Origin of the sequence: Rasiella sp. SM2506, assembly GCF_050859505.1 — a bacterium.
Taxonomy (GTDB): Bacteria; Bacteroidota; Bacteroidia; order Flavobacteriales; family Flavobacteriaceae; genus Marinirhabdus.
On record NZ_CP193934.1, the window covers coordinates 443596 to 468225 of the forward strand.

Annotated in this window: 22 protein-coding genes and 1 tRNA gene; 9 read left to right on the forward strand and 14 right to left on the reverse strand. The window is 38.0% G+C overall.

From position 1 onward, the window contains the following. Nucleotides 1–3 precede the first annotated feature (3 nt). From ACQ2HF_RS02125 to ACQ2HF_RS02135, 3 genes are all read right to left on the reverse strand, one after another. Nucleotides 4–1248: an NAD(P)/FAD-dependent oxidoreductase gene (locus tag ACQ2HF_RS02125; protein ID WP_432411868.1), complete on the reverse strand. Its 1245-nt coding sequence runs from the start codon at nucleotides 1246–1248 to the stop codon at nucleotides 4–6. 20 nt (nucleotides 1249–1268) lie between these two features. Beyond that, complete coding sequence (locus ACQ2HF_RS02130) at nucleotides 1269–2741, reverse strand: T9SS type A sorting domain-containing protein (RefSeq protein WP_432411869.1); 1473 nt, start codon at nucleotides 2739–2741, stop codon at nucleotides 1269–1271. 71 nt (nucleotides 2742–2812) lie between these two features. Then, on the reverse strand, nucleotides 2813–4255 hold the full coding sequence (locus tag ACQ2HF_RS02135) for a pyridoxal phosphate-dependent decarboxylase family protein (RefSeq protein ID WP_432411870.1): 1443 nt from the start codon (nucleotides 4253–4255) through the stop codon (nucleotides 2813–2815). A gap of 129 nt (nucleotides 4256–4384) precedes the next feature. On the opposite strand from ACQ2HF_RS02135, the gene ACQ2HF_RS02140 reads away from it, so the two are divergent. Continuing rightward, complete coding sequence (locus ACQ2HF_RS02140; RefSeq protein WP_432411871.1) at nucleotides 4385–5422, forward strand: endonuclease/exonuclease/phosphatase family protein; 1038 nt, start codon at nucleotides 4385–4387, stop codon at nucleotides 5420–5422. Nucleotides 5423–5721: 299 nt separating this feature from the next. On the opposite strand, the gene ACQ2HF_RS02145 is transcribed toward ACQ2HF_RS02140, so the two are convergent. Further along, a tRNA-Leu gene (locus tag ACQ2HF_RS02145) sits at nucleotides 5722–5803 on the reverse strand. Between the two features lie 187 nt (nucleotides 5804–5990). Here ACQ2HF_RS02145 and ACQ2HF_RS02150 point away from each other — a divergent pair. Next, nucleotides 5991–7379: a dipeptidase gene (locus ACQ2HF_RS02150; protein WP_432411872.1), complete on the forward strand. Its 1389-nt coding sequence runs from the start codon at nucleotides 5991–5993 to the stop codon at nucleotides 7377–7379. A gap of 160 nt (nucleotides 7380–7539) precedes the next feature. Here ACQ2HF_RS02150 and ACQ2HF_RS02155 read toward each other — a convergent pair whose 3' ends face one another. Further along, nucleotides 7540–8127 (reverse strand): PhnA domain-containing protein, encoded by a 588-nt coding sequence (locus ACQ2HF_RS02155; protein ID WP_432411873.1) that lies wholly within the window; start codon nucleotides 8125–8127, stop codon nucleotides 7540–7542. A 306-nt stretch (nucleotides 8128–8433) separates the two neighbouring features. Between ACQ2HF_RS02155 and ACQ2HF_RS02160 the strand changes: the two genes are divergently transcribed. From ACQ2HF_RS02160 to ACQ2HF_RS02175, 4 genes are all read left to right on the forward strand, one after another. Next, nucleotides 8434–8799, forward strand: coding sequence for a BlaI/MecI/CopY family transcriptional regulator (locus ACQ2HF_RS02160; protein ID WP_432411874.1), 366 nt, complete (start codon nucleotides 8434–8436; stop codon nucleotides 8797–8799). 2 nt (nucleotides 8800–8801) lie between these two features. Beyond that, nucleotides 8802–11249, forward strand: a complete 2448-nt coding sequence (locus tag ACQ2HF_RS02165; RefSeq protein ID WP_432411875.1) for a M56 family metallopeptidase — start codon at nucleotides 8802–8804, stop codon at nucleotides 11247–11249. A gap of 134 nt (nucleotides 11250–11383) precedes the next feature. Continuing rightward, nucleotides 11384–12484 carry a DUF4407 domain-containing protein gene (locus tag ACQ2HF_RS02170; RefSeq protein WP_432411876.1) on the forward strand — a complete coding sequence of 367 codons (1101 nt, stop codon included), beginning with the start codon at nucleotides 11384–11386 and terminating at the stop codon, nucleotides 12482–12484. 57 nt (nucleotides 12485–12541) lie between these two features. Next, the gene (locus ACQ2HF_RS02175) at nucleotides 12542–13237 is read left to right on the forward strand and encodes a peptidoglycan DD-metalloendopeptidase family protein (RefSeq protein ID WP_432411877.1); all 696 of its coding nucleotides are present in this window, start codon (nucleotides 12542–12544) and stop codon (nucleotides 13235–13237) included. On the opposite strand, the gene ACQ2HF_RS02180 is transcribed toward ACQ2HF_RS02175, so the two are convergent. Beyond that, complete coding sequence (locus ACQ2HF_RS02180) at nucleotides 13234–14172, reverse strand: ATP-grasp domain-containing protein (protein ID WP_432411878.1); 939 nt, start codon at nucleotides 14170–14172, stop codon at nucleotides 13234–13236. The genes ACQ2HF_RS02175 and ACQ2HF_RS02180 overlap by 4 nt on opposite strands. A gap of 16 nt (nucleotides 14173–14188) precedes the next feature. Between ACQ2HF_RS02180 and ACQ2HF_RS02185 the strand changes: the two genes are divergently transcribed. Beyond that, nucleotides 14189–14620, forward strand: a complete 432-nt coding sequence (locus tag ACQ2HF_RS02185) for a YybH family protein (protein WP_432411879.1) — start codon at nucleotides 14189–14191, stop codon at nucleotides 14618–14620. A 235-nt stretch (nucleotides 14621–14855) separates the two neighbouring features. Here the strand turns inward: ACQ2HF_RS02185 and ACQ2HF_RS02190 are convergent, their stop codons facing one another. From ACQ2HF_RS02190 to ruvC, 8 genes are all read right to left on the reverse strand, one after another. Beyond that, a complete protein-coding gene (locus ACQ2HF_RS02190; RefSeq protein WP_432411880.1) occupies nucleotides 14856–15851 on the reverse strand; it encodes a metal-dependent hydrolase in 996 nt (331 codons plus the stop codon). A gap of 58 nt (nucleotides 15852–15909) precedes the next feature. Further along, complete coding sequence (locus tag ACQ2HF_RS02195) at nucleotides 15910–17685, reverse strand: MutS-related protein (protein WP_432411881.1); 1776 nt, start codon at nucleotides 17683–17685, stop codon at nucleotides 15910–15912. Then, nucleotides 17682–18041 (reverse strand): MmcQ/YjbR family DNA-binding protein, encoded by a 360-nt coding sequence (locus ACQ2HF_RS02200; protein ID WP_432411882.1) that lies wholly within the window; start codon nucleotides 18039–18041, stop codon nucleotides 17682–17684. The genes ACQ2HF_RS02195 and ACQ2HF_RS02200 overlap by 4 nt, the downstream gene beginning before the upstream one ends. Continuing rightward, the gene (locus ACQ2HF_RS02205) at nucleotides 18042–18983 is read right to left on the reverse strand and encodes a transglutaminase domain-containing protein (RefSeq protein ID WP_432411883.1); all 942 of its coding nucleotides are present in this window, start codon (nucleotides 18981–18983) and stop codon (nucleotides 18042–18044) included. It lies immediately after the preceding gene. Next, nucleotides 18980–19594, reverse strand: coding sequence for a DUF4230 domain-containing protein (locus ACQ2HF_RS02210; protein ID WP_432411884.1), 615 nt, complete (start codon nucleotides 19592–19594; stop codon nucleotides 18980–18982). The genes ACQ2HF_RS02205 and ACQ2HF_RS02210 overlap by 4 nt, the downstream gene beginning before the upstream one ends. A gap of 17 nt (nucleotides 19595–19611) precedes the next feature. Continuing rightward, nucleotides 19612–20361, reverse strand: coding sequence for a cyclase family protein (locus ACQ2HF_RS02215; RefSeq protein ID WP_432411885.1), 750 nt, complete (start codon nucleotides 20359–20361; stop codon nucleotides 19612–19614). A 33-nt stretch (nucleotides 20362–20394) separates the two neighbouring features. Beyond that, on the reverse strand, nucleotides 20395–21567 hold the full coding sequence (gene hemW, locus ACQ2HF_RS02220) for a radical SAM family heme chaperone HemW (protein WP_432411886.1): 1173 nt from the start codon (nucleotides 21565–21567) through the stop codon (nucleotides 20395–20397). 73 nt (nucleotides 21568–21640) lie between these two features. Further along, nucleotides 21641–22195 (reverse strand): crossover junction endodeoxyribonuclease RuvC, encoded by a 555-nt coding sequence (ruvC, locus tag ACQ2HF_RS02225; protein WP_432411887.1) that lies wholly within the window; start codon nucleotides 22193–22195, stop codon nucleotides 21641–21643. Nucleotides 22196–22503: 308 nt separating this feature from the next. Here ruvC and ACQ2HF_RS02230 point away from each other — a divergent pair, with 308 nt between their 5' ends. Then, nucleotides 22504–23445, forward strand: coding sequence for a hypothetical protein (locus ACQ2HF_RS02230; RefSeq protein ID WP_432411888.1), 942 nt, complete (start codon nucleotides 22504–22506; stop codon nucleotides 23443–23445). Further along, complete coding sequence (locus ACQ2HF_RS02235) at nucleotides 23442–24593, forward strand: glycosyltransferase (RefSeq protein WP_432411889.1); 1152 nt, start codon at nucleotides 23442–23444, stop codon at nucleotides 24591–24593. Before ACQ2HF_RS02230 ends, ACQ2HF_RS02235 begins: the two co-directional genes overlap by 4 nt. Nucleotides 24594–24630: the final 37 nt, after the last annotated feature.

A 24630-nucleotide genomic window follows, 5' to 3' on the forward strand; every position in this document is an offset into this window, starting at 1 on the left:
AATCTATATATCTTTTACAAGAGCATTCGCCACCATAAAACCACCTGTCCAAGCATTCTGAAAGTTAAAACCGCCCGTAATGGCATCTATATTCAACACTTCACCGGCAAAAAAGAGATTGGGGTGTAGTTTACTTTCAAAAGTTTTAAAATTTACTTCTTTTAGTTTTACACCTCCCGCAGTGACAAATTCTTCTTTAAAAGTGCTCTTCCCTTCTACGTTAAAGGTACTTTGCGTGAGCGCTTCGGAAATTGCTGTTAATTGCTTTTTTGTAATATCTGCCCAAATTTGGGTTTCATCAATTCCTGAAGCTTTCAGTAAACTTTGCCATAGGCGTTTTGGCAAATCGAATTGTGCATATTTTTGAAGAGTTTGTTTGGGATTTTGAAGTTTCAGTTCTAGTAATTGCTCTAGCACATCTTCTGTCGAAAGGTACTGCAACCAATTCACCCTAATAATAAAATGATACTTAGTTGGCTCTAACAATCGCGCGCCCCAGGCCGATAATTTTAAAATAGCTGGACCACTCATTCCCCAATGGGTAATCAGCAAAGGCCCTTCGCTCTCTAGTCCCCCACCAGCTCCCCCGAAGGGGGAGGGCAATACTATTTTAATGGAAACATTTGTAGCGATGCCTGGTAAGTTGGCAATGCGTTCATCTTTTATGTTGAATGTGAACAAGGAGGGTACTGGCGGAATAATTGTATGCCCTAATGTTGAAAGAAGTTTCCAGACTTTCGGATTGCTCCCAGTTGCGACAACTAGTTTCGTTGTTACAAATTCTTCGGAAGTGGTTACAATTTTAAAATGCTCCTCTTCCTTTACAATCGCCTTAACCGATTGGCCTTTGAGCACTTCAATCTCCAAGCGTTCGGTTTCCGAAGTAAAGCAATCTATAATAGTTTGTGAACTGTTTGATGTTGGGAACATCCTACCATCTTCTTCAATTTTTAGTGCCACGCCCCGTTCTTCAAACCAAGCAATGGTATCGCCCGTCATAAAACTATGAAACGGACCCAACAATTCTTTTTCTCCTCTGGGGTAGTTGGTGGAAAGTTCTTTTGGGATAAATTCGGCGTGCGTTACATTACATCTTCCTCCGCCCGAAATTTTCACCTTAGTCAATACTTCCTGGCCTCGCTCTAGAATAGCAATTTTAAATGATGGGTTTAATTCAGCAGCGTTAATGGCAGTAAAAAATCCTGCTGCACCGCCACCCAATATTAAAATATCATATTCGTTTTTCAAGAGATAAATTTAGTTAACAATTAATCAACTAGTAATTTTCTAACTATCTGATTGTCATTAGATGTGAATAAAACAAAATACATACCCGAAGATAGGTGGAACCTAACTTTGTTCTGGTTTTCTACGATAGTTTCATTAAAAACAGAAACGCCATTTGTAGAAAATATTTCAACACTCTGAATTGAAAAATCTGTAGCAAAATTCAAGGTATTCTTTGTAGGGTTAGGGTAAAAGGCAAACGATTCGAGGGTGTTTTCGGTAACATCCAGTAATTTACAACTCACAGGGTCAAATAAAACTTCACCTAAAGTAGGATCATCCTGTTGATGAAAAATAACACTTTCGGCAAGCACCAAGGTATTATCCACGCCTTCTATCCAGCAGTTGTTTAAAGCAGAAATGGTGTTGGCTGTGTTGTTGTAAAGCGCAAAAATTTCACCATTGTTTCCATTTTCAGAAAACACATTTGCACCTACATTGCTAGCAGTATCTCCTAAATTAATTGAAGCTTCATCTTGCAGTGTGATGCCCCATAAATTTCTTCGAATTTGATTTGAGAAAGCATTTATTTCGATTGTACTTGAAGGTGAGTTTACATTTATACCACTTCCGCCAAGATTGGGATTCCCTTGCGTATTATTGTCCTCGATCACATTATTAGAAATTTCAACAGTTGCATTGCCGCCTAAAATAGTGATACCGTATCTATTATCTCTAATTTCGTTACCCGAAATAACCGCTCTAATAGTACCTCCCACAAGATTTGCTATTGCGATACCTCCTGCTTCCGTATGTAAGGGATCTCCAATAATAATATTATTAATAATTTGAAGATCTTCAGTAGTGCTCGTGGTTCCTAAATTAATCTGAGGTCTATTCGCATTTAATGTATTGTTTCCTTCTATATAATTTCCTGAAATAGTTGCAGAAACTTGAGAATTTGCGGCAGAGCTAATGGCGGGTAACTCATTAAAAGTTATTTGATTATTAGTTATTTGCGGGGTGCCTCTTGACAGTGAAATCACGGCACCTGTAGTAATACCGCCTTCTACGTTTTCAGTAATGATACAATTATTGATAGTGAAGTCTTCTGTTAACACTCTTAGTCCACCCCCATTCTTAATCGTAGCATTTTGAATAGTAATGACTGAAAATTCTTCAAACCGAAATCCTTCATAAGGCAAACTGGTATCTGCCGCCAAAAACATCGTTTCATCTGCGGTCACCTCAAACTCGCCAAAAACAGTAATTAAAAGAGCTTGTTCTATTAAAACTGTGGCATCGGTATCTATTCGCAATTTATCATTTTCAGCAATAACCAAATTTTCCTGAAGGGTAAATTCAGTACCACTAATCGATATGGTAGATGGGCTTGCATTTGCAATATCCGCCAAGGTCCAGTCTACGCCTGTATTAGGTGTTGTATATGTTTGCGCTATGACTGTAGCAGAACTTAAAAAAAGGACGAGTAAAAGGATAGTAAAATGTTTCATACGTGTTAATTTAAATGGCTACAAAAGTACATATCTTAAATTATATAGGTTAACTACAAAGACACCTGGTATTATAAAACAGCTAATTTTTCTTCAGCAAAGTGTTCGCATAGTGCCAACGTTTCTTTTACATCTTCCAACGTTGTGCGCGGGTTTATAAGGCACATACGAAGGACTACTTGCTTATTTAAAACAGTAGTTACCAATAAAGCTTTCCTGGAATTGACTACCTTTTCTGAAATATATTGATTGAGTGCGTCTATTGCTTTTTCACTTGGTTGGATCCCTATTGGGTTGTATCTAAAATTTATAATTGCCAGAGTAGCTGGAGAAACCACCTCCCACTGTTTGCTTTTTCGTAATATTTTTTCAGTTTTTTCGGCAAGTTCACAATTGTAGGTAATTGCTTTCCGAAATGCTTTTAAACCGAAAGTTTTAATGCTCATATAAAATTTGAGCGCTCTAAACCGGCGTGTAAGCTGAATACCGTGGTCGTAAAAGTTTATTTCAGATTCATTTCCTTCAATATCCCGTAAATATTCTGGCTTTTCGGTAAAGGTACTTTTTAACCATTTGTGGTTACGTACCAAAAGACATCCCATTTCGTAGGGCTGAAAAAACCATTTATGCGGATCTACCGTGAGCGAATCTGCTTTGCTGATCCCTTTGAGCAAATCCTTTCCGTTTTTTGCCAAGATAGCCGCTCCACCATAAGCACCATCTATATGAAACCAAATGTTTTCTTCCTTACAAATTTTCGACAATTCTGTGAGAGGGTCTACGGTTCCAGTATTTGTAGTACCAGCGGTCGCAATAAGACAAAAAGGTTGCAAGCCTTCTAGTTGGTCTTTCGCAATAGCATTTTTTAATTTATTAATCGCAAATTTAAATTCCCCATCAGTTGGGATAATACGTATTTGTTCTTTTTTAAAACCTAGCACTCGTATAGCTTTAATATTGGATGAGTGTGCCTGGTCTGAAAGATAAATAACCGCTTTACTAAAATCTTCCCCACATTTTATTCGTCTCGCTGTGGCAACTGCAGTTAAATTTGCCATAGATCCACCACTGGTGAAAATTCCTCCTCCTTTTTTCTTCGGAAACCCGAATATTTTGAGCAACCAACCTACGGTAACTATCTCTAGTTCTGCAGCTGCGGGAGAAGCTGCCCACCCTCCAGAAAATATATTAAAACCTGTAGCCAGTGTATCTGCCATAGCACTAATATAGTTGCTTGGACCAGGCACAAAGGAAAAAGATTTTGGATGCGATACAATTTGGCTTTGTGCCATTACATTTTTTAGAACGAAGTGTAACACCCCTTGAGGATCGCTGGGCATTTCTGGGGCTTCTTCCAAAAATAGATGGTCCATTTCGGCTCTAGACGCCTGTGCGATGGGTAACTTTTGATCTTGAGTGTCAAAATGCTCCACTATAGCGTCTACAACACTATATCCGTAGGTCCTCATTTCATCTTTGGTGAGCTCTAATTTTGCGTTGGGTTTTAATTGCATTGTAGGATCTTATTCTGTGAAAATTATTCTGCAAAATTACGGCTTTACAAAAGCAATGAAAGGGCTTTAAACTATTAATTGTTTGTAAACACGTATGAAATACCCATTAAAAAAAAGTACTTTTAGGCTATGATTGTACTTTATATTTTATGTGTTTTCTTTGCGATTTCAGCTTTTTTTCCCGCTACTGGGAATCCGCATTGGTTTTTTCGTACGGCAGATTTTGTGCGCCTGCAGTCTATTTCTATTGAAATCTTCTTGCTGGCATTACTTACTTTATTTGGTTGGGAGTTTTCAACCTTTGAATGGATAGTGGCTGGTGGTTTGCTTTTCAGCATAGGATATCAACTTCATAAAGTTTATAAATACAGCTCATTACACCCAAGAAAAAAGCCTAATTTCCCTAGTGACGGTTGTGTTTCTATACTGGCAGCCAATGTTTTACAGGACAATAGTGAGTATGAGAAATTTTTAACTGAATGTAAATCCCACGATCCCGATCTTATCCTAACCATGGAATCTAACGGCGAATGGGAAAAAGGACTCGCTACTCTTGATAAAACGCATCCGTTTTCAGTAAAAATCCCATTAGAAAATTATTACGGAATGCATCTGTATTCCAAAAAAGAATTACAAAATATATCGTCGCAATTCCAGATAGAAGACGATGTGCCTTCCATATATTTCAACTACGAACTGGAAAATGGTGAAAAAATATTTTTCGCATGCCTACATCCTGCACCACCCAGCCCTACCGAAAATGAAACTAGCAAAGAACGCGATGCCGAGCTTATTTCAACAGGGAAATATATTAGGGAATTAAATAAACCCGCAGTAGTCTGTGGGGATATGAACGACGTAGTTTGGAGTCGTACCACGCGATTACTTAAAAAAATGACTGGCATGATAGACCCTCGCATTGGACGCGGATTCTACTCGACTTACCATGCTAATTATTTATTTATGCGGTTTCCGTTAGACCATTTGTTCCACACAAAAGATTTATTTGTAAAAGTGATGGAGCGTACTCAAAATTTTGGTAGCGACCATTTCGGGATGTATTATGAAATTCATCTAAAAAAAAAAGCAGTAACACCCCCTAAAACGAAGTTGAATAGCGATGAAAAAGAAGAAATTAAAGAATTAATTAATGGCGTGGAAAGTTAAGAACTCAAGGTAGCTACAAACGCTCTTTAATTTCAATAACAACTCCAATAAACAAACACAACAACGCTGTACCAACAACCAAAGCACCTAAGCCCATATGTAACAATTTTAAATTTTGACAAAGATACTAAATAAAAAAACTAGCTAAATAACAAACCTCTCGATTTCTCAAAAGGGTTTTGGTGTGGATGATATGAATCCCTTCGACTGCACTCAAAACACCATATCAATTTTTTCACATCCTTGTAGCTCATAAAAAAAAAGAGACCATCTTTTACAGATAGTCTCTTTTACTAAAGTGCGGATGACAGGAATCGAACCTGCACGCCTTGCGGCACTAGATCCTAAGTCTAGCATGTCTACCAGTTCCACCACATCCGCGTGATCTTCTAGCGCCCTGTTAAGGGACGGCAAATATAAAGAACTATTTTTATTTATATGCAATCTTTCTTTTAAAAAACGCACTTTTTGTAACTTAGCGCAAATCAAAAAATTAATCCTTTAAAACAATATCAGCTTGTACGGAAGGTGAGCCCTTCGACAAGCTCAGGATAAACTCCGTCGAACTATGAAAAGCGCAAAACCTTATATAGAAAAACACAAACAACGATTTATTGACGAACTCATTGATTTACTGAAGATTCCGTCTATATCGGCAGATTCAACGTATAAAATTGATGTGATAAAAACAGCCGATGTTATTAAACAAAGCTTAGAAAAAGCGGGTTGTGACACGGTTGAAATCTGTGAGACACCAGGGTATCCCATCGTTTTTGCTGAAAAAATAATTGACCCGAACCTTCCCACCGTACTTGTATATGGTCATTATGATGTGCAGCCCCCAGATCCTTTAGATTTATGGGTGAGCCCACCATTTGAGCCAGTAATTAAAAAGACAAAGCTACATCCGGAAGGCGCTATTTTCGCTCGTGGAAGTTGTGATGATAAAGGCCAAATGTATATGCACGTAAAGGCAATGGAATATATGACGGCTACAGATCAGCTCCCCTGTAACGTAAAATTTATGATTGAAGGAGAAGAAGAAGTGGGTAGCGAAAGTTTAGAGTGGTTCGTAAAACGCAATCAGGAAAAGTTAGCAAACGATGTTATCTTGATTAGCGATACAGGAATGATTGCTAACGATATTCCAAGCATCACCACAGGACTTCGTGGATTGAGCTATGTGGAAGTTGAAGTTACAGGCCCCAATCGTGATTTGCATAGCGGATTGTATGGCGGCGCGGTAGCAAACCCTATTAATGTATTAACGAAGATGATTGCTTCTTTACACGATGAGAACAACCATATTACCATTCCTGGATTTTATGATACGGTGGAAGTACTTTCAGCCGAAGAACGCGCAAAAATGGCAGAAGCACCTTTCAGCAAAGAAGCGTATTGCAAAGCGTTGGATATTGAAGATGTATATGGAGAAGCAGGCTACAGTACAAACGAACGTAATAGCATCCGACCAACTTTAGACGTAAACGGTATTTGGGGTGGTTATACAGGCGAAGGAGCCAAAACAGTAATTGCAAGCCAAGCGTTTGCGAAAATCTCTATGCGTTTGGTTCCAGACCAAGACTGGAAAAAGATTACGGAACTTTTTAAAAATCATTTTGAAAGTATGGCTCCCAAAGGCGTAACGGTAAAGGTGAAACCACATCACGGAGGACAAGCATACGTAACTCCCATTGATAGCCTTGGTTATAAAGCTGCGAGCAAAGCTTATGAGACTACATTCGGCAAAACACCCATTCCTCAACGAAGTGGTGGAAGCATCCCCATTGTTGCTCTATTTGAAAAGGAACTACAAAGTAAAACCATCTTAATGGGCTTTGGTCTGGATAGCGATGCTATACATTCGCCTAATGAGCATTTTGGTATTTGGAATTATTTGAAAGGGATTGAAACAATTCCGCAGTTTTATCATGAATTTACAAAGATAAGTTCATAACAAATAAACTAGCCATTTAAGATCCTTGAGTGGCGTCGATGATTCTTTTTATGCTGTAGTAATCAAGTTAAAACACTAGAGAAATAAAAAACCTGTCAGATTTAAAAAATCTAACAGGTTTTTTTTAAATTTTATTTTTAAAAAGGGTGAGGTAAGAATATTACATTTTCTTCACATACTCTGTAATGAGTACGATTTGCTGCCCATCTACTTTTCCTTCTATATAGGTTTCGTTTTCGTGATCCAGAGAAATACGGCGTACCGCTGTTCCTTGCTTGGCAACCATACTGCTCCCTTTTACCTTTAAGTCTTTTATAAGAACAACGTTATCTCCCGCTTGCAGGATGACACCATTCGCATCCCGATGAACGAGCGCATTGCTTTTATCGTCTGCATCACCCGCTGCTCTTGCCCATTCTCGTTCGTCCTCTTCCAGATACATCATATCCAGGAGGTCTTGTGGCCAACCTTCGGCTTTTAATCTGTGTAACATTCTAAACGACATCACTTTCACTGCTGAAACGGGACTCCAAATACTGTCGTTTAAACAACGCCAATGGTTGGCATCGCGTTCTTCAGCCTCAAATTGCGACTCACAGGTGTTGCAAACTAAAATGGCACCGTCTGCCCCTTCAATTCTTACGGGCGTTTCGGGTACTTCATATACATTTAGTTTTTCTGTAGCGGTACACAATTCACAGGTGTTGTCGGCTCTTTTAGTGACTTCTCTTTCTATGGTAGCATTCATTTTCATTTCCGCGAAGGCGGAAATCTCTTTCCTACATCCGACTTTGTTTGATTAAGAGACAAAGGTAAATACATCCCTCTAAATCTCCCTTCAAAGAGAGACTTTAATAATTAAATTCTGAAAAAAGTAGGGAAATTAAATTTTGCGAGGGAAACCTACAAAGTTGCCATTGCGTTGCGGCCACTTGAAACCTTACAGGTTAATGCATTTTGGGATTTGTTTTTTGTTTATTTGAAATTTTACTCACTCTACATTTGTAGAATTAAAAACTTTGTTCTATGTTTGTAGAGTAAAACTAAAAGCACTATGACTTTATCCAATGCCGAAGAGCAATTAATGCAATATCTGTGGAAACAGAAAAAAGCACTTGCTAAAGACCTACTGGAAGCATATGAAGACCCAAAACCAGCAACAACGACTATTGCGACACTTTTAAAACGTATGCAGGACAAAGGTTTTGTAGATTATAAACAGTTGGGAAGATCACGTGAGTACTTTCCGTTAGTGAAGAAAAAAGACTATTTCAGCAAACATATGAACGGGCTTATTAAAAATTTCTTTAATAATGACGCCGCTCAATTTGCTTCTTTCTTTACGGAAACAACCGATTTAAACAAAGCAGAATTGGAACAACTCAAAAAAATGATTGACCAACAACTAAAAAACAAATAGAGATGGAAGTATATATCTTAAAATCGGCTGCTTGTTTGGGAATTCTCTTCCTTTTTTATAAACTCGTATTAGAAAACACGTCCTTGCACACCACCAAACGGTTCTTTTTATTGGGAAGTTTGGCTGTATCATTTGTAATTCCGTTTATCACATTTACTGAGTACATTGAAGTGGCGCCTATAGCCAATCAAACCTTCACACAGTTTTCTGTACCGATGGTTGAACCTACTGCAGCAATAGCAACGCCTATAAACTATCTCCCGTATATTTTAGGAGGAATTTACCTAGTAGGCGCACTTATATTCAGCCTTCGATTTGGGCGAAATATATTTCGCATTTTCACTAAAGTACAACATAATCCAAAATTTAAAAAAGGGTCTATTTTTCATGTATTGCTGAAACTTCCAGTAACACCGCATAGTTTTTTTAACTATATATTTTTCAGTAAAAAGGAATATGAAGCAGGTGAAATTCCGCAGGAAGTAATCGTTCACGAAACAGCGCACGTGGAACAAAAGCACAGTTGGGATATTGTATTTTTTGAACTGCTGCGCATTGTATTTTGGTTCAATCCGCTCTTATATTTTATCAAACACAGCATCAAGCTTAATCACGAATTTTTGGCAGACCGCACCGTTTTAAATCAGGGTGCCGAGCTCTCAACCTATCAAACAATTTTACTGGATTTCTCATCAACTTCCAGTGTGCCGGTAATGGCACATTCTATTAATTATTCATCTATCAAAAAACGTTTTACAGTTATGAAAACACACACATCAAAAAGAGCCGCATGGCTTAAAAGTCTATTAGTATTGCCATTATTGGCGGTATTGATATATGGGTTTAGCACAACCCAGATAATTGAAAAGACTTCTGACAATTTAATCATCGCAGAAGATATCAATATTCACATAAATGATACAGAAGGTATCTTGGTTAACGAGAACTTAACCAATTTAGAAAATCTTTCTGAAACTTTAACCCGCTTTAATAGTTCACTTTCTTTTACAGAAAGAAGTAAAAACGTAGTAGTGCATATGTATGCTGAAGAAAACATACCTATGAGTTCAGTTTTTGAAGTAAATAACAAACTTCGTGAATATGGAATATACAGAATAATAAACCACCCAACAGTTAATGAGGAAAATAATGATTGGAGTGAAAATACGATTCGAAATTCTTCCAAAGAAAAAGCCACCGCCAAACAGATTGAAATTTACAACCAACTAGCAAAAAAATACAATGCCGTTCCTGTTGCGGAACGTAAAATTGGTTGGGAAGATTTAATGAAGCTGGAAAACATTTACCGTCAAATGAGTGAAGAACAAAAGCAAAACGCCTTACCCTTTCCAGAATGTCTTCCAAAAAACCAATCTTCCTGGGAAAAAGACTATGCTAAGGCTTATAATGAGGGTGCAGCAAGAAACCATAAGAAAAGTATCGTTATTACCATAAACGTGAGTGAAATAATGATCAATGGGAAAACAACTTCCTTGAAAAACTTTGCCAAGGATCTAGACAAAGCGACCAAAGACTGGACAACGGCAGAGTATCAAGCAGCGCATCCGTCGGTACTTGTTGCTGGTACGCCAGATAGTTTTATGGAAAAGCTGGATATAGAATTTAGAAAGACAGCATACTTTAAAGCGAATGGTGGTGAAAGTATAATTCCAACCTCTCCACCACCGCCACCACCTGCTCCGGATGCTCCAAGAGTGCTAAAAGGTGTAAACGACGGCAATTTCAATATTCCTCCCCCGCCACCACCGCCAACGAGCCCGATAGATCATATTATTGAAATGGCAAAAAAGAATGCAACCTTCTATTTTGAAGGAAAGCAAATAACTTCAGACAAGGCCATCGAGCTAGTAAAGAAAAATAAAGACCTGAATATTCAAAGTACTGGAAGCAGTTCTAAAAATCCGCAGGTCAAAATTTCTACAAAGCCTATTACATTCGATTCAAACAAAAAAACGGGTACTGTCGTAGAAAAAAAACAAAGAGAGGCTCCAAAACCAACAGCAGGGAATGTGGTAAGCCATTTAAAAGTAATGAATAGACATGGCGCCACATTTTATTTGAACGGTTCTGAAATTACGTTCAACGAAGCGCTTAAAATAGTTCGCAAAGATCTTAGACAAGGATTTAACTTAAATGTTTCTTCAGATACCAATAAAAATGAAACCTATATTAACGGAAATAAAGAACAAGTTAAGGCAACCTTAAAAATGACCCTTTTTGATCCACCCAACCTAGGTCCAAAAAATGGCACAGATAATTATCTAGAATTATTTAATGAATTAGCTAAAAAAGGAACCACCTTTTATACAAATGGTGGTTTCATAAGTAAAGAAGAGGCGATTGCATTATGTAAAAAACATAAAATTATTGCTATGGACACCCTAGATACACCACACGACGTGCCCTCAGTAGTTTTTAGTAAAATATAAAGACACTCAAAAGAATTATTTAAAAAGGCTCCAATTAATTTGGAGCTTTTTTATGTAACAAACTGAAACAAATTGCGTTATATAAATTCATCAATTAACCCGTTTTAATAACTCGGGAAAAAACCTATCAACCTATGTTACAACGCTTTTTCATTTTCTGCTCGGGGGCAGATACCGACATTCTAGACGATTGCTCCGCGGGCGAAAACACCAAATATGCAGGTATTGGCGCCACCGTTTTCTTTACGGCCGTGATGGCTACCATTGCAGGTAGTTATGCTTTATATACCGTTTTTGACAATGTATTTACCGCAATTTTCTTCGGACTTATCTGGGGCTTGCTCATATTTAACCTGGATAGATTTATAGTTTCTACCATCAAAAAAAGAGACAGTTTTATAGATGAATTAATACAAGCATCGCCAAGGATTTTACTAGCTGTAATTATTGCCGTTGTAATTTCGAAACCGTTAGAATTGAAGATTTTTGAAAAGGAAATCAATCAGGTTTTACTGGAACAGAAGAATGACTTAACGCTGGAGAATAAAGACCAATTGGCACTTCAATACACGCCGGCTGTAGAAGGACTTACTGCTGAAATTGAAGCCCTTAAAAAAGAAGTAACTACAAAAGAAGCCGAAGTTAATGCCTTGTACAACGTCTATATTTCTGAAGCTGAAGGGACCGCAGGCACCGAAAAACTTGGAAAAGGTCCTGTATATAAGGAAAAGCGAGACAAACACGATGCCGAATTAGCCGCTCTTAAAGAATTAAAAGAAACCAACAACGCCAGGATTGAAGCCACCGAAGCGCAAATAGCGCAGTTGGCCACCCAATACCAAGATAAAATTGCCGAAACCCAACCCATCATAGACGGTTTTGACGGGTTAATGGCACGTGTAACCGCTTTGGGCGAATTACCTTGGTTGCCTTCGTTCTTTATCTTTTTATTATTCTTAGCGATTGAAACCTCCCCTATTTTCGCCAAATTAATTTCACCAAAAGGCTCGTACGATCTTAAACTAGGCGAACAAGAAGGCGCGTTAAAAAGTTGGGTGACGCAGCAAAAAAGTCAGCGAGACATATTGGTGGCTACAGACCAGGATGTAAATAACCGTGTATACGCAGACATTGCAGACGAGCAAGAATTGTACGACTACAAACGGAAGATTGCCAGGGAATTAATGCAAGACCAGGCCGATGCCTTTTACAAAAAGCAGAAAGGAGTGTTGTAAAAACTGAAGTGTTTAGCATTTACAAAATAAGAAGTTCATTAAATTTACTAAAATTTGATGATGACTTTTGAAACGCTTTTTAAAACTAATAAAGTTTCTTTACAGACGCTATTTCCCACACTAAAATTCTCTGAAGTGGCAATTCCAGATATGAGTGTAGGGAGTCATTTTTTTGGAGAAGATCCCCAACATGAAAATTTAGAGCTCGCTGCCAATCGTTTGCAGGCATTTCAGGAGAAGTACTCAAATGCACTATTGGCCAATGGATACTTGGAAGAACGAAGCTTTTACAATACCAAACGGTTCGAAAGAAGTGTAAACCAAATCACCGAATACAGAAACATTCATCTGGGAACCGATTTCTGGGTACCCGCCAGAACTCCAGTTCATATTCCATTTGATGGCACCGTAGTGATTTCTCATCATAATGATTTTCATAAAGATTACGGCCCTCTATTGGTTATTGAACACATCATTGCTGAACATACATTTTATACCTTATATGGACATTTGAGCCAAGATTCCTTAGCGCTTTCCCCCAAAGGAAAACAACTAAAAAATGGCGAATTAGCAGCTTATTTGGGTGATGAGCAAGAAAACGGGCATTGGGTGCCACACCTCCATTTTCAGCTTATTACAGATTTATTAGGCGAAACCGAAAATTATAATGGTGTCGCTTTCCCTTCAGAACTAGAACGCTGGAAAGAACTGTGTCCAGATCCCGATTTGATTTTTGAGGAATCACTTCATTAACATATAGCTTTTGCAATTCCTTCTGCAAGAATTTCAGCAGTTGTTGGGGCGTTTCTAATCCATAGTTCAGGGTCTAGGAATTCAATTTCGGAAAGCATGGGTTTTCCCGCTGCATCCCAAACTATATCAACTCTTCCATAGATGGGTAATACTGGACATTGCGTGTTTATATATTCGGCAAACTCAATTTCCTCTTTCGAGGGGTTGTACAGATGGACCGTGCCCCCGTAATCGTCTTGTACGCGAAAATCTCCCTGTTTTGCTTTCTTTAAAATTGCGTGGGTGTAAGTGCCATTCATAACCATTAAAGAGGCTTCTCCTTTATCGACAATAGTTTCTATAAAGGGTTGCACCAACATATCGCGACTTACCAGCAATTCCTGAAAAACTATTTCTTTTGCGGCTCTGTTTTCTGCTGAAACTTTATAGGTATGAAAAGCAGCCGCAGAAATGGCAGGTTTTATGACTAAGTGCGTCCATCCTCTTTTTACTGAAATTTCTTCTAATGAAGTTTTGAATCCTTTGGCAACAAATTCGGTAGGGACAATGCGCACGCCTTTTTCCTGCAATTGCTGCAAATAAAACTTGTGTGAATTCCATTGTTGTAAAGGCAACGGATTAATTAAATTAGTTACCGAAGCCGCTTGTATCATCCAGGTATTAAATTCATCAAACCGTTCAAAATAATCCCAAACGGTTCTAATAACGACCGCTTTCGTTTGGCTCCAATCATAATCGGGATTGTCCCAATGGGTTCTTTTTACTGAAATCCCTTTACTTTCCAGTGCATCTTTCAGCAGTGTGTACTCCAAGAAAATAGTATGTATATAAGAGTTCCCCTCCTTATTGTGAAGATACTTTTTACAGGTTACTATGGTTACATCTATCATATATGCTAAATTATCTCTTTCAAAATTACGTATCTTTCCTTTCAATTAAAATTTCAGCAATATGAAAATCACCTACTTTATAATTATATCTTTTTTCTTTATTTCATGTGCTGTTCAAAAGAGTGCCACAGCAGATAAAGCCTCCATTTTAAAGGTGATGAAAGAGCAGGAAAAAGCCTGGAGCCAAAACGATTTGGAAGGGTTTATGCAAGGCTACTGGAAAAGTGATTCCTTAAAATTCTATGGAAGTAACGGGCTTACTAAAGGCTGGCAACAAACCTTAGACAACTACAAAAAAAGCTATCCCACCAAAGATCATAGCGGAACTCTCACCTTTGAAATAGACGATATTTCACCCATTGAAACCAACAGCTATTGGGTTATGGGACGCTACTTCTTAAAACGAAAGGTGGGCGATGCCAATGGAAACTTCCTGATTATTTTCAAAAAGATTGATGGTGCGTGGAAAATTGTGGCAGACATGTCAAGTTAGTTGGTAGTTGGTAGCGGGTAGGACGCTTCGCTTGTAGATAGCCAGTAGTCGGGGCAACTGGTAGTCAAAACAACTAAAATCTTTGTTCGATGTCCTTTTCTTTTAGCTACGGGCTCTTCTTAAAAAATACGAGGTACGAACGACGAGGTACGAGATTTTAGAAAAGAGATTTTGTTCTTTGTACTTTGTACTTTGTACTTTGTACTTTGTACTTTGTACTTTGTACTTAAAAATATTAATTTCCTTTAATACGCTGCCACAGTTCTGCTAATATCTTCTTGGCATCTTCGGGTTTTTTTTGGTTTTCGGTAATGGTAAGGTTTTCTTTATCGCCTTTTAGCAAGAAACTAAAAACGTATTGTTGATTGTCTGGGTTTACACTTAGAGTTCCAAATCTAAGGTCATTGAAATATAAGTTGCCATCGGTTTTTGTGATGGTGTAAAAGCCGTTAGTGAGTTGTATGAGGCGTTGTACTTTATCGTTTTCCGCTAAATCTCCCAATAGCCCGTGATTCTTAGGATGGCTACCAAAATTGATGGCTTGCGAATCGAAAAGTGAATAATATCCTATTAAAAAAGCGTCTTCTGTCTCTACGTTTGCTGTCCACAAAATACTTTGTAATGGCGCGGGTTTGGTTTCTATTTCGGTGTAGGCAATATTTTGTGCTGCTAAAGCATTTTCAAATTTCAGAAAGGTGATTCCCTTTAGCAGTAACGTTAACAAAAGATAGCCACTGCTTATGTATAATCCAAGGTTGTTTAACTTCCTTCGTTTGGGATCGTCACGTTTCCGCCGTAGCGCTAAAATTAAAAACACTAAAAAAGGAAGCGTGTAGAGTGGGTCTATCACAAAAATATTTTTGTACGCCAGTCGAAGATCAAATGGCCAAAACAATTGAGTTCCCCAAGTAGTATGTGCGTCCAACAAAGGATGTGTCACAAAACATAAAAACCAAAACAGCGACCATTGTTTCCAACTCGCCCGTTTTTCCCACAACGAGACAAGCCAACCAAATAACAGCCCAAAAACAATAGAAAAAAGTATGGAATGTGTAAATCCGCGATGCCATTCTAGTGCGGTTACGGTATCTACAAAATACCTGGATATTACATCCAAATCTGGAATAGTCCCTGCAATAGCACCATACAACATAGCTTTATTACCCACTTTCTTACCGAGAGCGGCTTCGCCTATTGCAGCGCCTAATACTATTTGAGTGAGGGAGTCCAAGTTTGTGGTTTGTGGTTTGTGGTTTGTGGTAAAAGAAAAGTAAATGCTACTGCACCTACTAGTCAACTATATTCATTTTCTTCAGTAAAAAGGAAGCGTTCATATTCTGGCAAATTCCGGGTTTAAAGGTGTAGTCAAAATACAGTTCTTCGTTTACAATTTGCGCATCAAAATAATAGTTTTTTACTTCAGGCAATTCTTTTGAAACTTCGCATAAACTTAAATCATGAGTCGCAATAATTCCTGTGCTATTTCCTGCGACCAATTTCTCGACAAATTTTCGGGAACCTATTGCTTTATCGGTACTGTTGGTGCCTTTTAAAATTTCGTCCAAAATAATAAAATACCGATCTGTTTTAATGTTTTCTACTATAAACTGAAGACGCTTCAACTCACTAAAAAAGTAAGAGGCATCATCTGTTAAACTATCGGCAGTTCGCATACTTGTGATAAGCTTTATGGGATTGTACGCTGCCGAAGTGGCACAAACAGGCAGTCCAACATTCGCCATAACTATCTGTAGCGAAACTGTTCTTAAAAAGGTGCTTTTACCAGCCATATTTGCTCCTGTGACAATGAAAAACTCCTTTTCATTAATCTCAAAATTGTTGCGCACCATAGTTTCAGGATTCAATAAGGGGTGGGCACCGCCTTTAACTTTCAGAACCGATTTGTTATTTTCAATTTTCGGAAAAACGTATGTAGGGTGGTTAAAAGTATAATTTGCCAAGCTGTTATACGCATCAAAAAAAGTAATGGTATTAAACCAGGTTTCCACTTCGGTTTTATAGGTGGCAATCCATTGTTCAATAGTATAGGCCTGCCGGATGTCCCGAAGCATAAATCCATTCAGCAAAACACCAACGAGCATATTGTTGCGTTGGTCTAAATTATCTAAGTGCTTGGCAAACTTCTTCAAGGAAGCTGAAGCTTTTACTTCAGTATTTACAACCAAATTCTTCTTTTCTGAAAGCAATGCTGAAGAAAATTCCTGCCCTTCAATTTCTAAAATCAATTTATAAAATTGCTCAAACGTGCTTTGGATTTTTGAAGTGTGTTGTGATAAAGCGTTCACTTTTTTTACATACCGTCCACTTATAGCCAACCCCAATACAAACCAACCAAATAACAGATAACCTGAAATAAATTCAAAGAAATACAATGCAATCAAAACTGCCGAAAGCACCGAAAATCCTTCCGCGACACCTTTAATCCATTTGGGAGCGAAGGGTTTATAATCCTTAAGCCAGGAAACCACTTTGGCAGATGAAACTTCGGTTTTCACCAGTGACGCTACGGCAAGAAAATATTGTCGCCACGTTGGCAATTGGGAAAGCTCTTGAATGGCTTCTTGCTTTTGTGGGATGTTGTCAATAGCATTTTCTGTTAACAAATGTGCCAGCTTTTGAGATCCCATTTGTAAGGCTGTACGATTGCTATATTGATAAAAAGAACCGCGTCCAAATAAGTCTATGTCCTGACTAAAGGAATGCTTTGGACTCTTAAACTCGGCTCCATCTGGTAGCTCCTGGAAGTCGCGTTGCAGTACTTTAATTTCGGTTTCATTACTGGCAATTAGAGATTTTGCAAGGTCGCGTTGGTTCTTCAATTTACTATGCCTAGTCACCATATAAATAAACAAAGCAATTCCTGCTACTATAATGGCTATCACCAGTTTTGTGTTGCCAAAAGCAACGTAAGCTCCTGCACAGATGGCTAAAAAGACTCCTAAACGCAAGGTACTGGACCATGCCAATTGCTTTTTCAATTGGTTTAAATTCTGGGTGTGTTGCTCCAGTTGCGACTGGTAAAACTCTCTTGGGGTTTGCTTCATAAGGCGGCGTACTCTGCTTTTAATTTTTTGGTAAGCGAAGCTACGATTATGTCGTACGAATGGTCAATTAATTCGGTTACTAATTTGGGTGGAAGCGCATCTTCAATAAAAACGGTATTCCAATGGTGTTTGTTCATATGCCAACCAGCGATAATGAGTCCTTCATATTCAACTCGTAATTCTTCGGAGCGGTCTGGGTCACATTTTAAGTTCACTTGTGTTGGTGTGCGTTCCAGGCCACACACAGCAAACATTTTATTCATTACTTTAAAAACAAGGGTATCCGGGCCAAAAGGAAGCGATTCGGTGACTCCTTTTTTGGCTAAACAATAGTTTCTGAATTCTTCAATATTCATTTATTCAACTTTATAGGCCAACGCAGGTTCGTCATCAAAATACACAACCAAATTACTCCCTGCTTTGGTTTTAATCTGAAATTCTAAAAACCCATCTTTTGAAATACTGTTTTTTATCTTTTCTTTTGCTCCAAAATTATACGAATAAGACAAAGTTTTTGGCGCATCTGTTTTCAGTAAAAAAGTAATTTCTTTTTCATTTTCAACAGAATGTATTACACCACTTTCTGGTTTTTTTACATCCTCAATTAACAACTCTTTTTTTATAATGATGGGCAGGTTCGCAAATGCTTCTTTTCTGAAGGTAACATCTAGAAATGCATCCTCGACCAAATCTGGATAATGCGTTTTTATAAAATGCTTGGAATCTGTCTTATACCAATAATAACTAGGTTCTTTTATAAATTTTTGTTTGTATTTCCCAGCGCCCCACGTGGCATCAATAAGGTGCGGTTTTCCTTCCAGGTACACTACATTCCACATATGAACCCGCTTAAATGCTCTTCCAATATCCTCGAAGTTAGTTTTTATATCGCCCCGCACCAAATAATTCTGAATGCCCTGTAACTCACATAATTTTTCAAAGAGCATTGCATACCCTTCGCACACTGCAATTCCTTTTTGAAGCGTCCTTTCTATAATTTTATCGCGTGTATTCTCTTCTTTTATATTACGCTCCCGGTAATTTTTAAAACTATAATTGAATACTTTATATTCGTTAGGTTCGTAAGCGACATTGTTAATAATCCATCCGTATATCGCTCTTACTTTAGCTTCTTCGGAAGTAAAATCACGGCTTATTAAGTTGGAAAGTTCGGCAACCGTATTGAAATTAGTAGGATAAAATTGAATGGTAGCATCAATTTGAGCAGTATCAATTTGAGCAGAGATTGTTCCCGTTGAGAAAAAGTACAGCACAATAAGGATCCCTATTCTATTCATAGCCCTACTTTTTTTATGGAAGAATCGTTCACTTCCAAAGCAGTAAAATCCAGTTTCCAATTGATTGTTTCCACCAATTTTTCCATCAGTTTTATAGTTTCTAATGCTTGCGTAGAAGCTTCAGTCAAAAGCCCACTACTGGGAATTTTATCTATAATGTGTTGTTTTGCTTCGCGATTAATTTCGGTTAAATCTGAAGCGGTGAACGGGTTTGCCCATCCTTCTTTTTTATCGTAGTATTTAAAGTCTGTTTCCACCGTGAGCAATTCGGGTTGTGGAAAATTGTTGAGTATGATGGTTCGCGTTTTGATATCTGCGTTCATTTTTATTTTTGTAAGATCAAAACCAACGTGTGCCTTGGCTTCTATTAAAACAAGCGCTTTCTTTTTTCCCAAAAATAAACTGAGCCATTTTTCTTTTACGTTTTCGTAGTGGTAAATTTCAGAAAAGTCGCCTTCTACTGTGATAAATTTACAGACGCTTCGTATTTTTTCCATTAAGATAACAGACTGTGTTTGGGTCTTTTCTTTCTTTCGTCCACTGCTGAATTTCAGAAACAAAAAATATGCGATCACCGCACCAAATGCCAAGCCTATAAAGAGTAATTCCATTAGATAAATATAATTAATTAGTTCAGCAATTTATATAAAACGGGACGGCTAGGCGTTGCATCGTTTACAAAATTTGCCGTTTGTAAGTTTAAAATGTACGAGCCATCTTTTATACTATTTGGTACGTAAATAAATTCGGTTATGGTCGCATCAAAACGTGGTGCTTTTGGGAAATTCCAAAATGCTTTATGTGCCAACAACTTTCCCTCATCCTTTTCCTTATCTACACTAGGCAAATCTATCAACAAATGCTTTACGCCCAATTCTCTTAAATACTTTGCCGCATTTTCGTGTAAATAGGGCCAGTTGGTATGCGAGTATTTTTTAGATTTTTTTTGGGATGTATTGGGTAATGTTCTAATGACAACCGCTTCAGATTTTTTGCCTTCCAGCAATCCTTTTAATTGTCCTGAAGGTATCACTAAATCTTCTCCAAAATTTTCAGGCGTAACCGAAATTACTTCAGCAGTAAAAAAAAACGCTTTCAAGGAATCTTGAACCGAATGAAACTCCTTAGAAATATGTCCAACACCCTCGGTATGCGTACCGTGTGCGTGCGGATTAAACTGAATGGAATTAAAATTAACCGAAGCACCCTCACTCACCTTCCCTACCCAATTATCTAATTTTACAGGCTGTATAGCAGGTTTATCCAAATACCAGGCCAGCGGATTCTTTGAAGTATCCGTTAAAGGTATAGAAATATCCAAAGGCCTGGATAGGTCTATCGTCTGCAGTTTATCGTTCATATTTAATGTAGCGTGCATTCGGTTCTGTTTTACATGGTAAGATACAATTTATCATTGCAATTCTATTAAAAACAAGTCGCTGGCAATTCCATCACTTAAAAACTTTCCTTTTTTGGTAACAATGAGCCTCTCAACACCTTTCCCATCTGGCTTTCGCCGAATTAAATCCCCAAAGGTAACGTGTTTTAAAAGTCCGTTTTCAATATGTTCTTTGGCCTGCTTTAATAAATATTCTAAATACTGCTCTCCGAACATTTCAGAAATTTCTTGTAGGGAAATACCGTTTGTAGTTCTTAAACGTGTCATGACGTATTCATTATATTTATCGCGTATGGAAAGGGTTTCCCGCTCCAGAGGAAGTTCTCCGGCTTCAATTTTTTTAATGTATAAACTATTATTCGCTACATTCCAACTCCGTCTATCACCATCATAACTATGCGCGCTCGGGCCGATGCCCAAATAGGGCTTGCCTTGCCAATATGCTGTGTTATTTTTGGAATGCCATCCGGGTTTGCTGAAATTTGAAAACTCATAATTTTCGTAGCCAGCAGTTTCGGTTTTTTCAATGAGAAGGTTGTGATGTTCCTGGGCTACGTCATCCTCTACAGGTGGGACAATCCCTTTTTTAATAAAATTTTCTAACGCCGTTTTTGGTTCTACCGTCAACGCATAACAAGACAAATGCGGAATATCCAGCTCGAGTGCTTTTTCTACATTCGCCAACCATCGCTCATTAGTCATTTTTGGAATCCCATAGATAAGATCGATGCTTATGTTACTGAAATGTTTCTTTGCCAATTGTATGCATTTTGAAGCCTCTTCAGCATTATGCGCTCGGTTCATAAACTTTAAATCTTCTTCAAAGAACGATTGTACGCCAATGGAAAGACGGTTTATTGGTGATTTCGTTAATTGGTGAAGTAGTGTTTCAGTGAGATCATCTGGGTTTGCTTCAATAGTAATTTCAGGATCTCCAGAAACGTTGAAGTTTTTATATACTTCAGCAATCAGCATTCTTAACTCTGAGATCTCCAATAACGAAGGAGTTCCGCCACCAAAATAGATGGTTTCTACCGTTCCTACCAGCTCCTCTTTCCGAAGTTGAATTTCTTTTACTAACGCTTGAATCAATTCGTCCTTTTTCTTCATGGACGTAGAAAAATGGAAGTCGCAGTAATGGCACGCTTGTTTGCAAAAAGGAATATGGATGTAGATGCCGCTCATTTTTTAGTTTTCAGTGGCAGCGGCAGTCGGCAGTAAGAAACTGCATACTGCCACTGTATACTGCTTACTTATTTTACTTGTCGATTCGTTTTTCGTTTTGTTTTACAAAGGCTGCCCAACCGCTGTAGCTTTTACCTACCTCAACCCTGCCTTCATTATAAAAATGACAAACAGCTGCGGCGAGACCATCGGTACTGTCTAAGTTTTTGGGAAGCTCCTTAAGACCCAGCGTGCTTTGCAACATTTTTGCTACCTGTTCTTTGCTTGCATTTCCACTACCCGTAATCGCCATTTTTATTTTTTTTGGAGAATATTCAGTAATTGGGATCTGGCGCGAAAGTCCTGCTGCCATGGCAACTCCTTGTGCACGTCCCAACTTGAGCATAGATTGTACATTTTTTCCAAAAAAGGGTGCTTCAATAGCAATGTGGTCTGGATGATAGGAATCTATCAGCTCAATGGTACGCTCAAAAATAAGGCGCAGGCGCTTGTAATGGTCGTCGTATTTGGAAAGTTGCAACTCATTTAATTGCAGAAACTCCATCTTTTTACCCACTACTTTTATGAGTCCGAAACCCATAATGGTGGTTCCAGGGTCTATTCCTAAGATTATTTTTTCTGTTTTCATGCGTTTTGTAAAACTCTTAGCCCCCTTCCGAATTTCGGATTAAAGGTTCTAGCGTTTCATCATTTTTCTGTTCCGAAATCCACCTTCCCCCAGAACGTGGAATAAAAAATTTCAGTTTGATTAAACTTATATCCCACTGGGGGAAGGAGCCATATAATTATATATAAAAAAAATTGGCAGTTAGTCTTTCTTCTTTCAGAAAGCAAAGCAAACAATCTTTTTTCTTTTTTAAGGTGGCTGAGTGATTTCGCTTTTTTGCGAAATTGTAACGAAGCCCGATTTCGATTTCACTACTTTCGTACGTGATGATGGCTTCTCACAAATCTACGCAATATTGGCTCGTTGCCCTAAAGGTTTTCCTACTTGTCTTGGCACTGGGATATATCTTTCTAAAAATTAGAGATGAAAACACTGCGGTGCTTAAAAAACTTACGGATAGTTTTCAAATAGCCAATATCCAATCCTGGCTGTTATTTATTGGCCTGGCAACGCTTAACTGGCTGTTGGAAATTTATAAGTGGAAGATAAGCGTTACTACTTGGTTCCCGCTAAAGTGTAAAGAAGCTTTTAAACAAACTTTAGGATCCTTAACAGCTTCCTTACTTACTCCAAATAGAATTGGCGAATACGGTGTAAAAGCACTTTACTTTAAACCGAAATATAGAAAAAAAATAGTCTTTCTCAACTTTGTGCATAGCAGTTCGCAAATGTTTGTGACACTACTTTTTGGAGTTCCTGCGCTCTTTTACTTTATCTGGAATAACAACATTGCTTTTGCTACCAACAAGGTACTTCTCTTAATTTGTGTTGTTAGCATATTGCTGCTGCTAGGCTATTTGTATCGAAAAAAGCAATTGGGTATTAAAGGACTCTCAATAGAAAATTTTTGGAAGAAATTTAAAGAGATTTCCAAGGGAAGAAAGCTGAAAATAATTTTACTCTCCGTCGCTCGCTATCTGGTTTTTAGTTTTTTATGGTATCAGTTGCTGCAGTTTTTCGGGGGATCCATTTTACTGAAAGATGCCGCTATCGTCATTTTTACAATGTACCTTTTGGCATCTATAATTCCGTCGTTTTTTGTGCTGGATGTTGTGATTCGCGGAGGCGTGGCGGTTTGGTTGTTTTCTTTCGTGGGTATTTCTGAAATTTTAATTCTCTCTACTGTATTTTTTATGTGGCTTTTAAACACAGTACTTCCAGCGGCAGTGGGCAGTTACTTTGTAATTACTTTTAAACCGAAACGAGAATGATCTGGGCAGCATTTTTTATCGCACTAGTATACGTTTGGTCAATTGTATTGCTGTACATTGGGTACGATCGTGTGCCTTATTTTCCGAGTGTTGGAAATACCGCAGCAACTAAATTTTCGGTACTAATTCCCTTTAGAAATGAAGCTCAAAATTTGCCGCGATTGTTAAGAACGCTTCAGCAATTGCACTATCCAAAAAGTCATTTTGAAATCATTTTTATAAACGATGGATCTACAGACATTTCAGAAGAACTAATTCTACAACACCTGAAAGAAAGCAATCTTATCTTTCAAATTCTTCAGAATACACCCCACCAACCTTCACCTAAAAAAGCGGCAATCACTTTGGCAATTTCAACAGCAAAACATCCGTGGATTGTCACCACAGATGCAGATTGTTCAGTACTAGAAAATTGGTTGCAAATTTTAAACGACTTTATTCTTTCGAACGCCCCTGTTTGCGTGGCAATGCCCGTAGCTTATGAAGTGAACAACTCATTTCTGCAACGTTACCAACAATTGGATAATTGGAGCTTACAGGCGGTTACCGTGGGAAGTTTTGGACTAGGAAACTTGTTGCTTAGCAATGGAGCCAATTTTGCATACTCAAAGGAAGCCTTCACAAGTGTAAATGGATTTGAAGATAATGCACACATAGCAAGCGGTGACGACATGTTTCTTCTGGAAAAATACAAACAACATTTCCCGAAGAAAATCGGTTATCTGAAATCCAGCGATGCTGTAGTAACAACACAGGTTGTAGATTCTTGGAAAAAAATAATTTCACAACGTGTTCGCTGGGCCTCTAAAACGTCCCAACAGAAAAGTATTGTTTCAAAATTATTGGGAATTTTGGTATTTGCAATGAATTTGTTGATTCTGTTAGCACTCATCACGTTACTTTTTTGGCCGCAATACGTTCTTTTTAGTATCGCCCTTATTTGTTTCAAACTAACAATCGATTTTATATTGCTTCGGAAGAGTGCTCGGTTTTTTAAAAAATCGTTTCCTTTCTTTAGCTTTCTGGGAAGTACTTTTATATACCCAATCGTAACAGTAGTTGTTGTAATTTCAAGTATTCAAGGCACCTATGTATGGAAAGAACGATTGTTTAAAACGCAAGAGAAACAACACCTTAAAAATAAATAGTTACCTCTTAACTACATAAAATTCTCAACCATTCACC

Coding starts and splice junctions, on each gene's coding strand:
- ACQ2HF_RS02140 (WP_432411871.1), top strand. CDS start 4,385: ATGATTGTACTTTATATTTTATGTGTTTTCTTTGCGATTTCAGCTTTT.
- ACQ2HF_RS02210 (WP_432411884.1), bottom strand. CDS start 19,594: ATGGAATTACTCTTTATAGGCTTGGCATTTGGTGCGGTGATCGCATAT.
- ACQ2HF_RS02130 (WP_432411869.1), bottom strand. CDS start 2,741: ATGAAACATTTTACTATCCTTTTACTCGTCCTTTTTTTAAGTTCTGCT.
- ACQ2HF_RS02155 (WP_432411873.1), bottom strand. CDS start 8,127: ATGAATGCTACCATAGAAAGAGAAGTCACTAAAAGAGCCGACAACACC.
- ACQ2HF_RS02215 (WP_432411885.1), bottom strand. CDS start 20,361: ATGCACGCTACATTAAATATGAACGATAAACTGCAGACGATAGACCTA.
- ACQ2HF_RS02200 (WP_432411882.1), bottom strand. CDS start 18,041: ATGAATATTGAAGAATTCAGAAACTATTGTTTAGCCAAAAAAGGAGTC.
- hemW (WP_432411886.1), bottom strand. CDS start 21,567: ATGAGCGGCATCTACATCCATATTCCTTTTTGCAAACAAGCGTGCCAT.
- ACQ2HF_RS02195 (WP_432411881.1), bottom strand. CDS start 17,685: ATGAAGCAAACCCCAAGAGAGTTTTACCAGTCGCAACTGGAGCAACAC.
- ACQ2HF_RS02160 (WP_432411874.1), top strand. CDS start 8,434: ATGACTTTATCCAATGCCGAAGAGCAATTAATGCAATATCTGTGGAAA.
- ACQ2HF_RS02135 (WP_432411870.1), bottom strand. CDS start 4,255: ATGCAATTAAAACCCAACGCAAAATTAGAGCTCACCAAAGATGAAATG.
- ACQ2HF_RS02170 (WP_432411876.1), top strand. CDS start 11,384: ATGTTACAACGCTTTTTCATTTTCTGCTCGGGGGCAGATACCGACATT.
- ACQ2HF_RS02165 (WP_432411875.1), top strand. CDS start 8,802: ATGGAAGTATATATCTTAAAATCGGCTGCTTGTTTGGGAATTCTCTTC.
- ACQ2HF_RS02185 (WP_432411879.1), top strand. CDS start 14,189: ATGAAAATCACCTACTTTATAATTATATCTTTTTTCTTTATTTCATGT.
- ACQ2HF_RS02230 (WP_432411888.1), top strand. CDS start 22,504: ATGGCTTCTCACAAATCTACGCAATATTGGCTCGTTGCCCTAAAGGTT.
- ruvC (WP_432411887.1), bottom strand. CDS start 22,195: ATGAAAACAGAAAAAATAATCTTAGGAATAGACCCTGGAACCACCATT.
- ACQ2HF_RS02175 (WP_432411877.1), top strand. CDS start 12,542: ATGATGACTTTTGAAACGCTTTTTAAAACTAATAAAGTTTCTTTACAG.
- ACQ2HF_RS02205 (WP_432411883.1), bottom strand. CDS start 18,983: ATGAATAGAATAGGGATCCTTATTGTGCTGTACTTTTTCTCAACGGGA.
- ACQ2HF_RS02235 (WP_432411889.1), top strand. CDS start 23,442: ATGATCTGGGCAGCATTTTTTATCGCACTAGTATACGTTTGGTCAATT.
- ACQ2HF_RS02150 (WP_432411872.1), top strand. CDS start 5,991: ATGAAAAGCGCAAAACCTTATATAGAAAAACACAAACAACGATTTATT.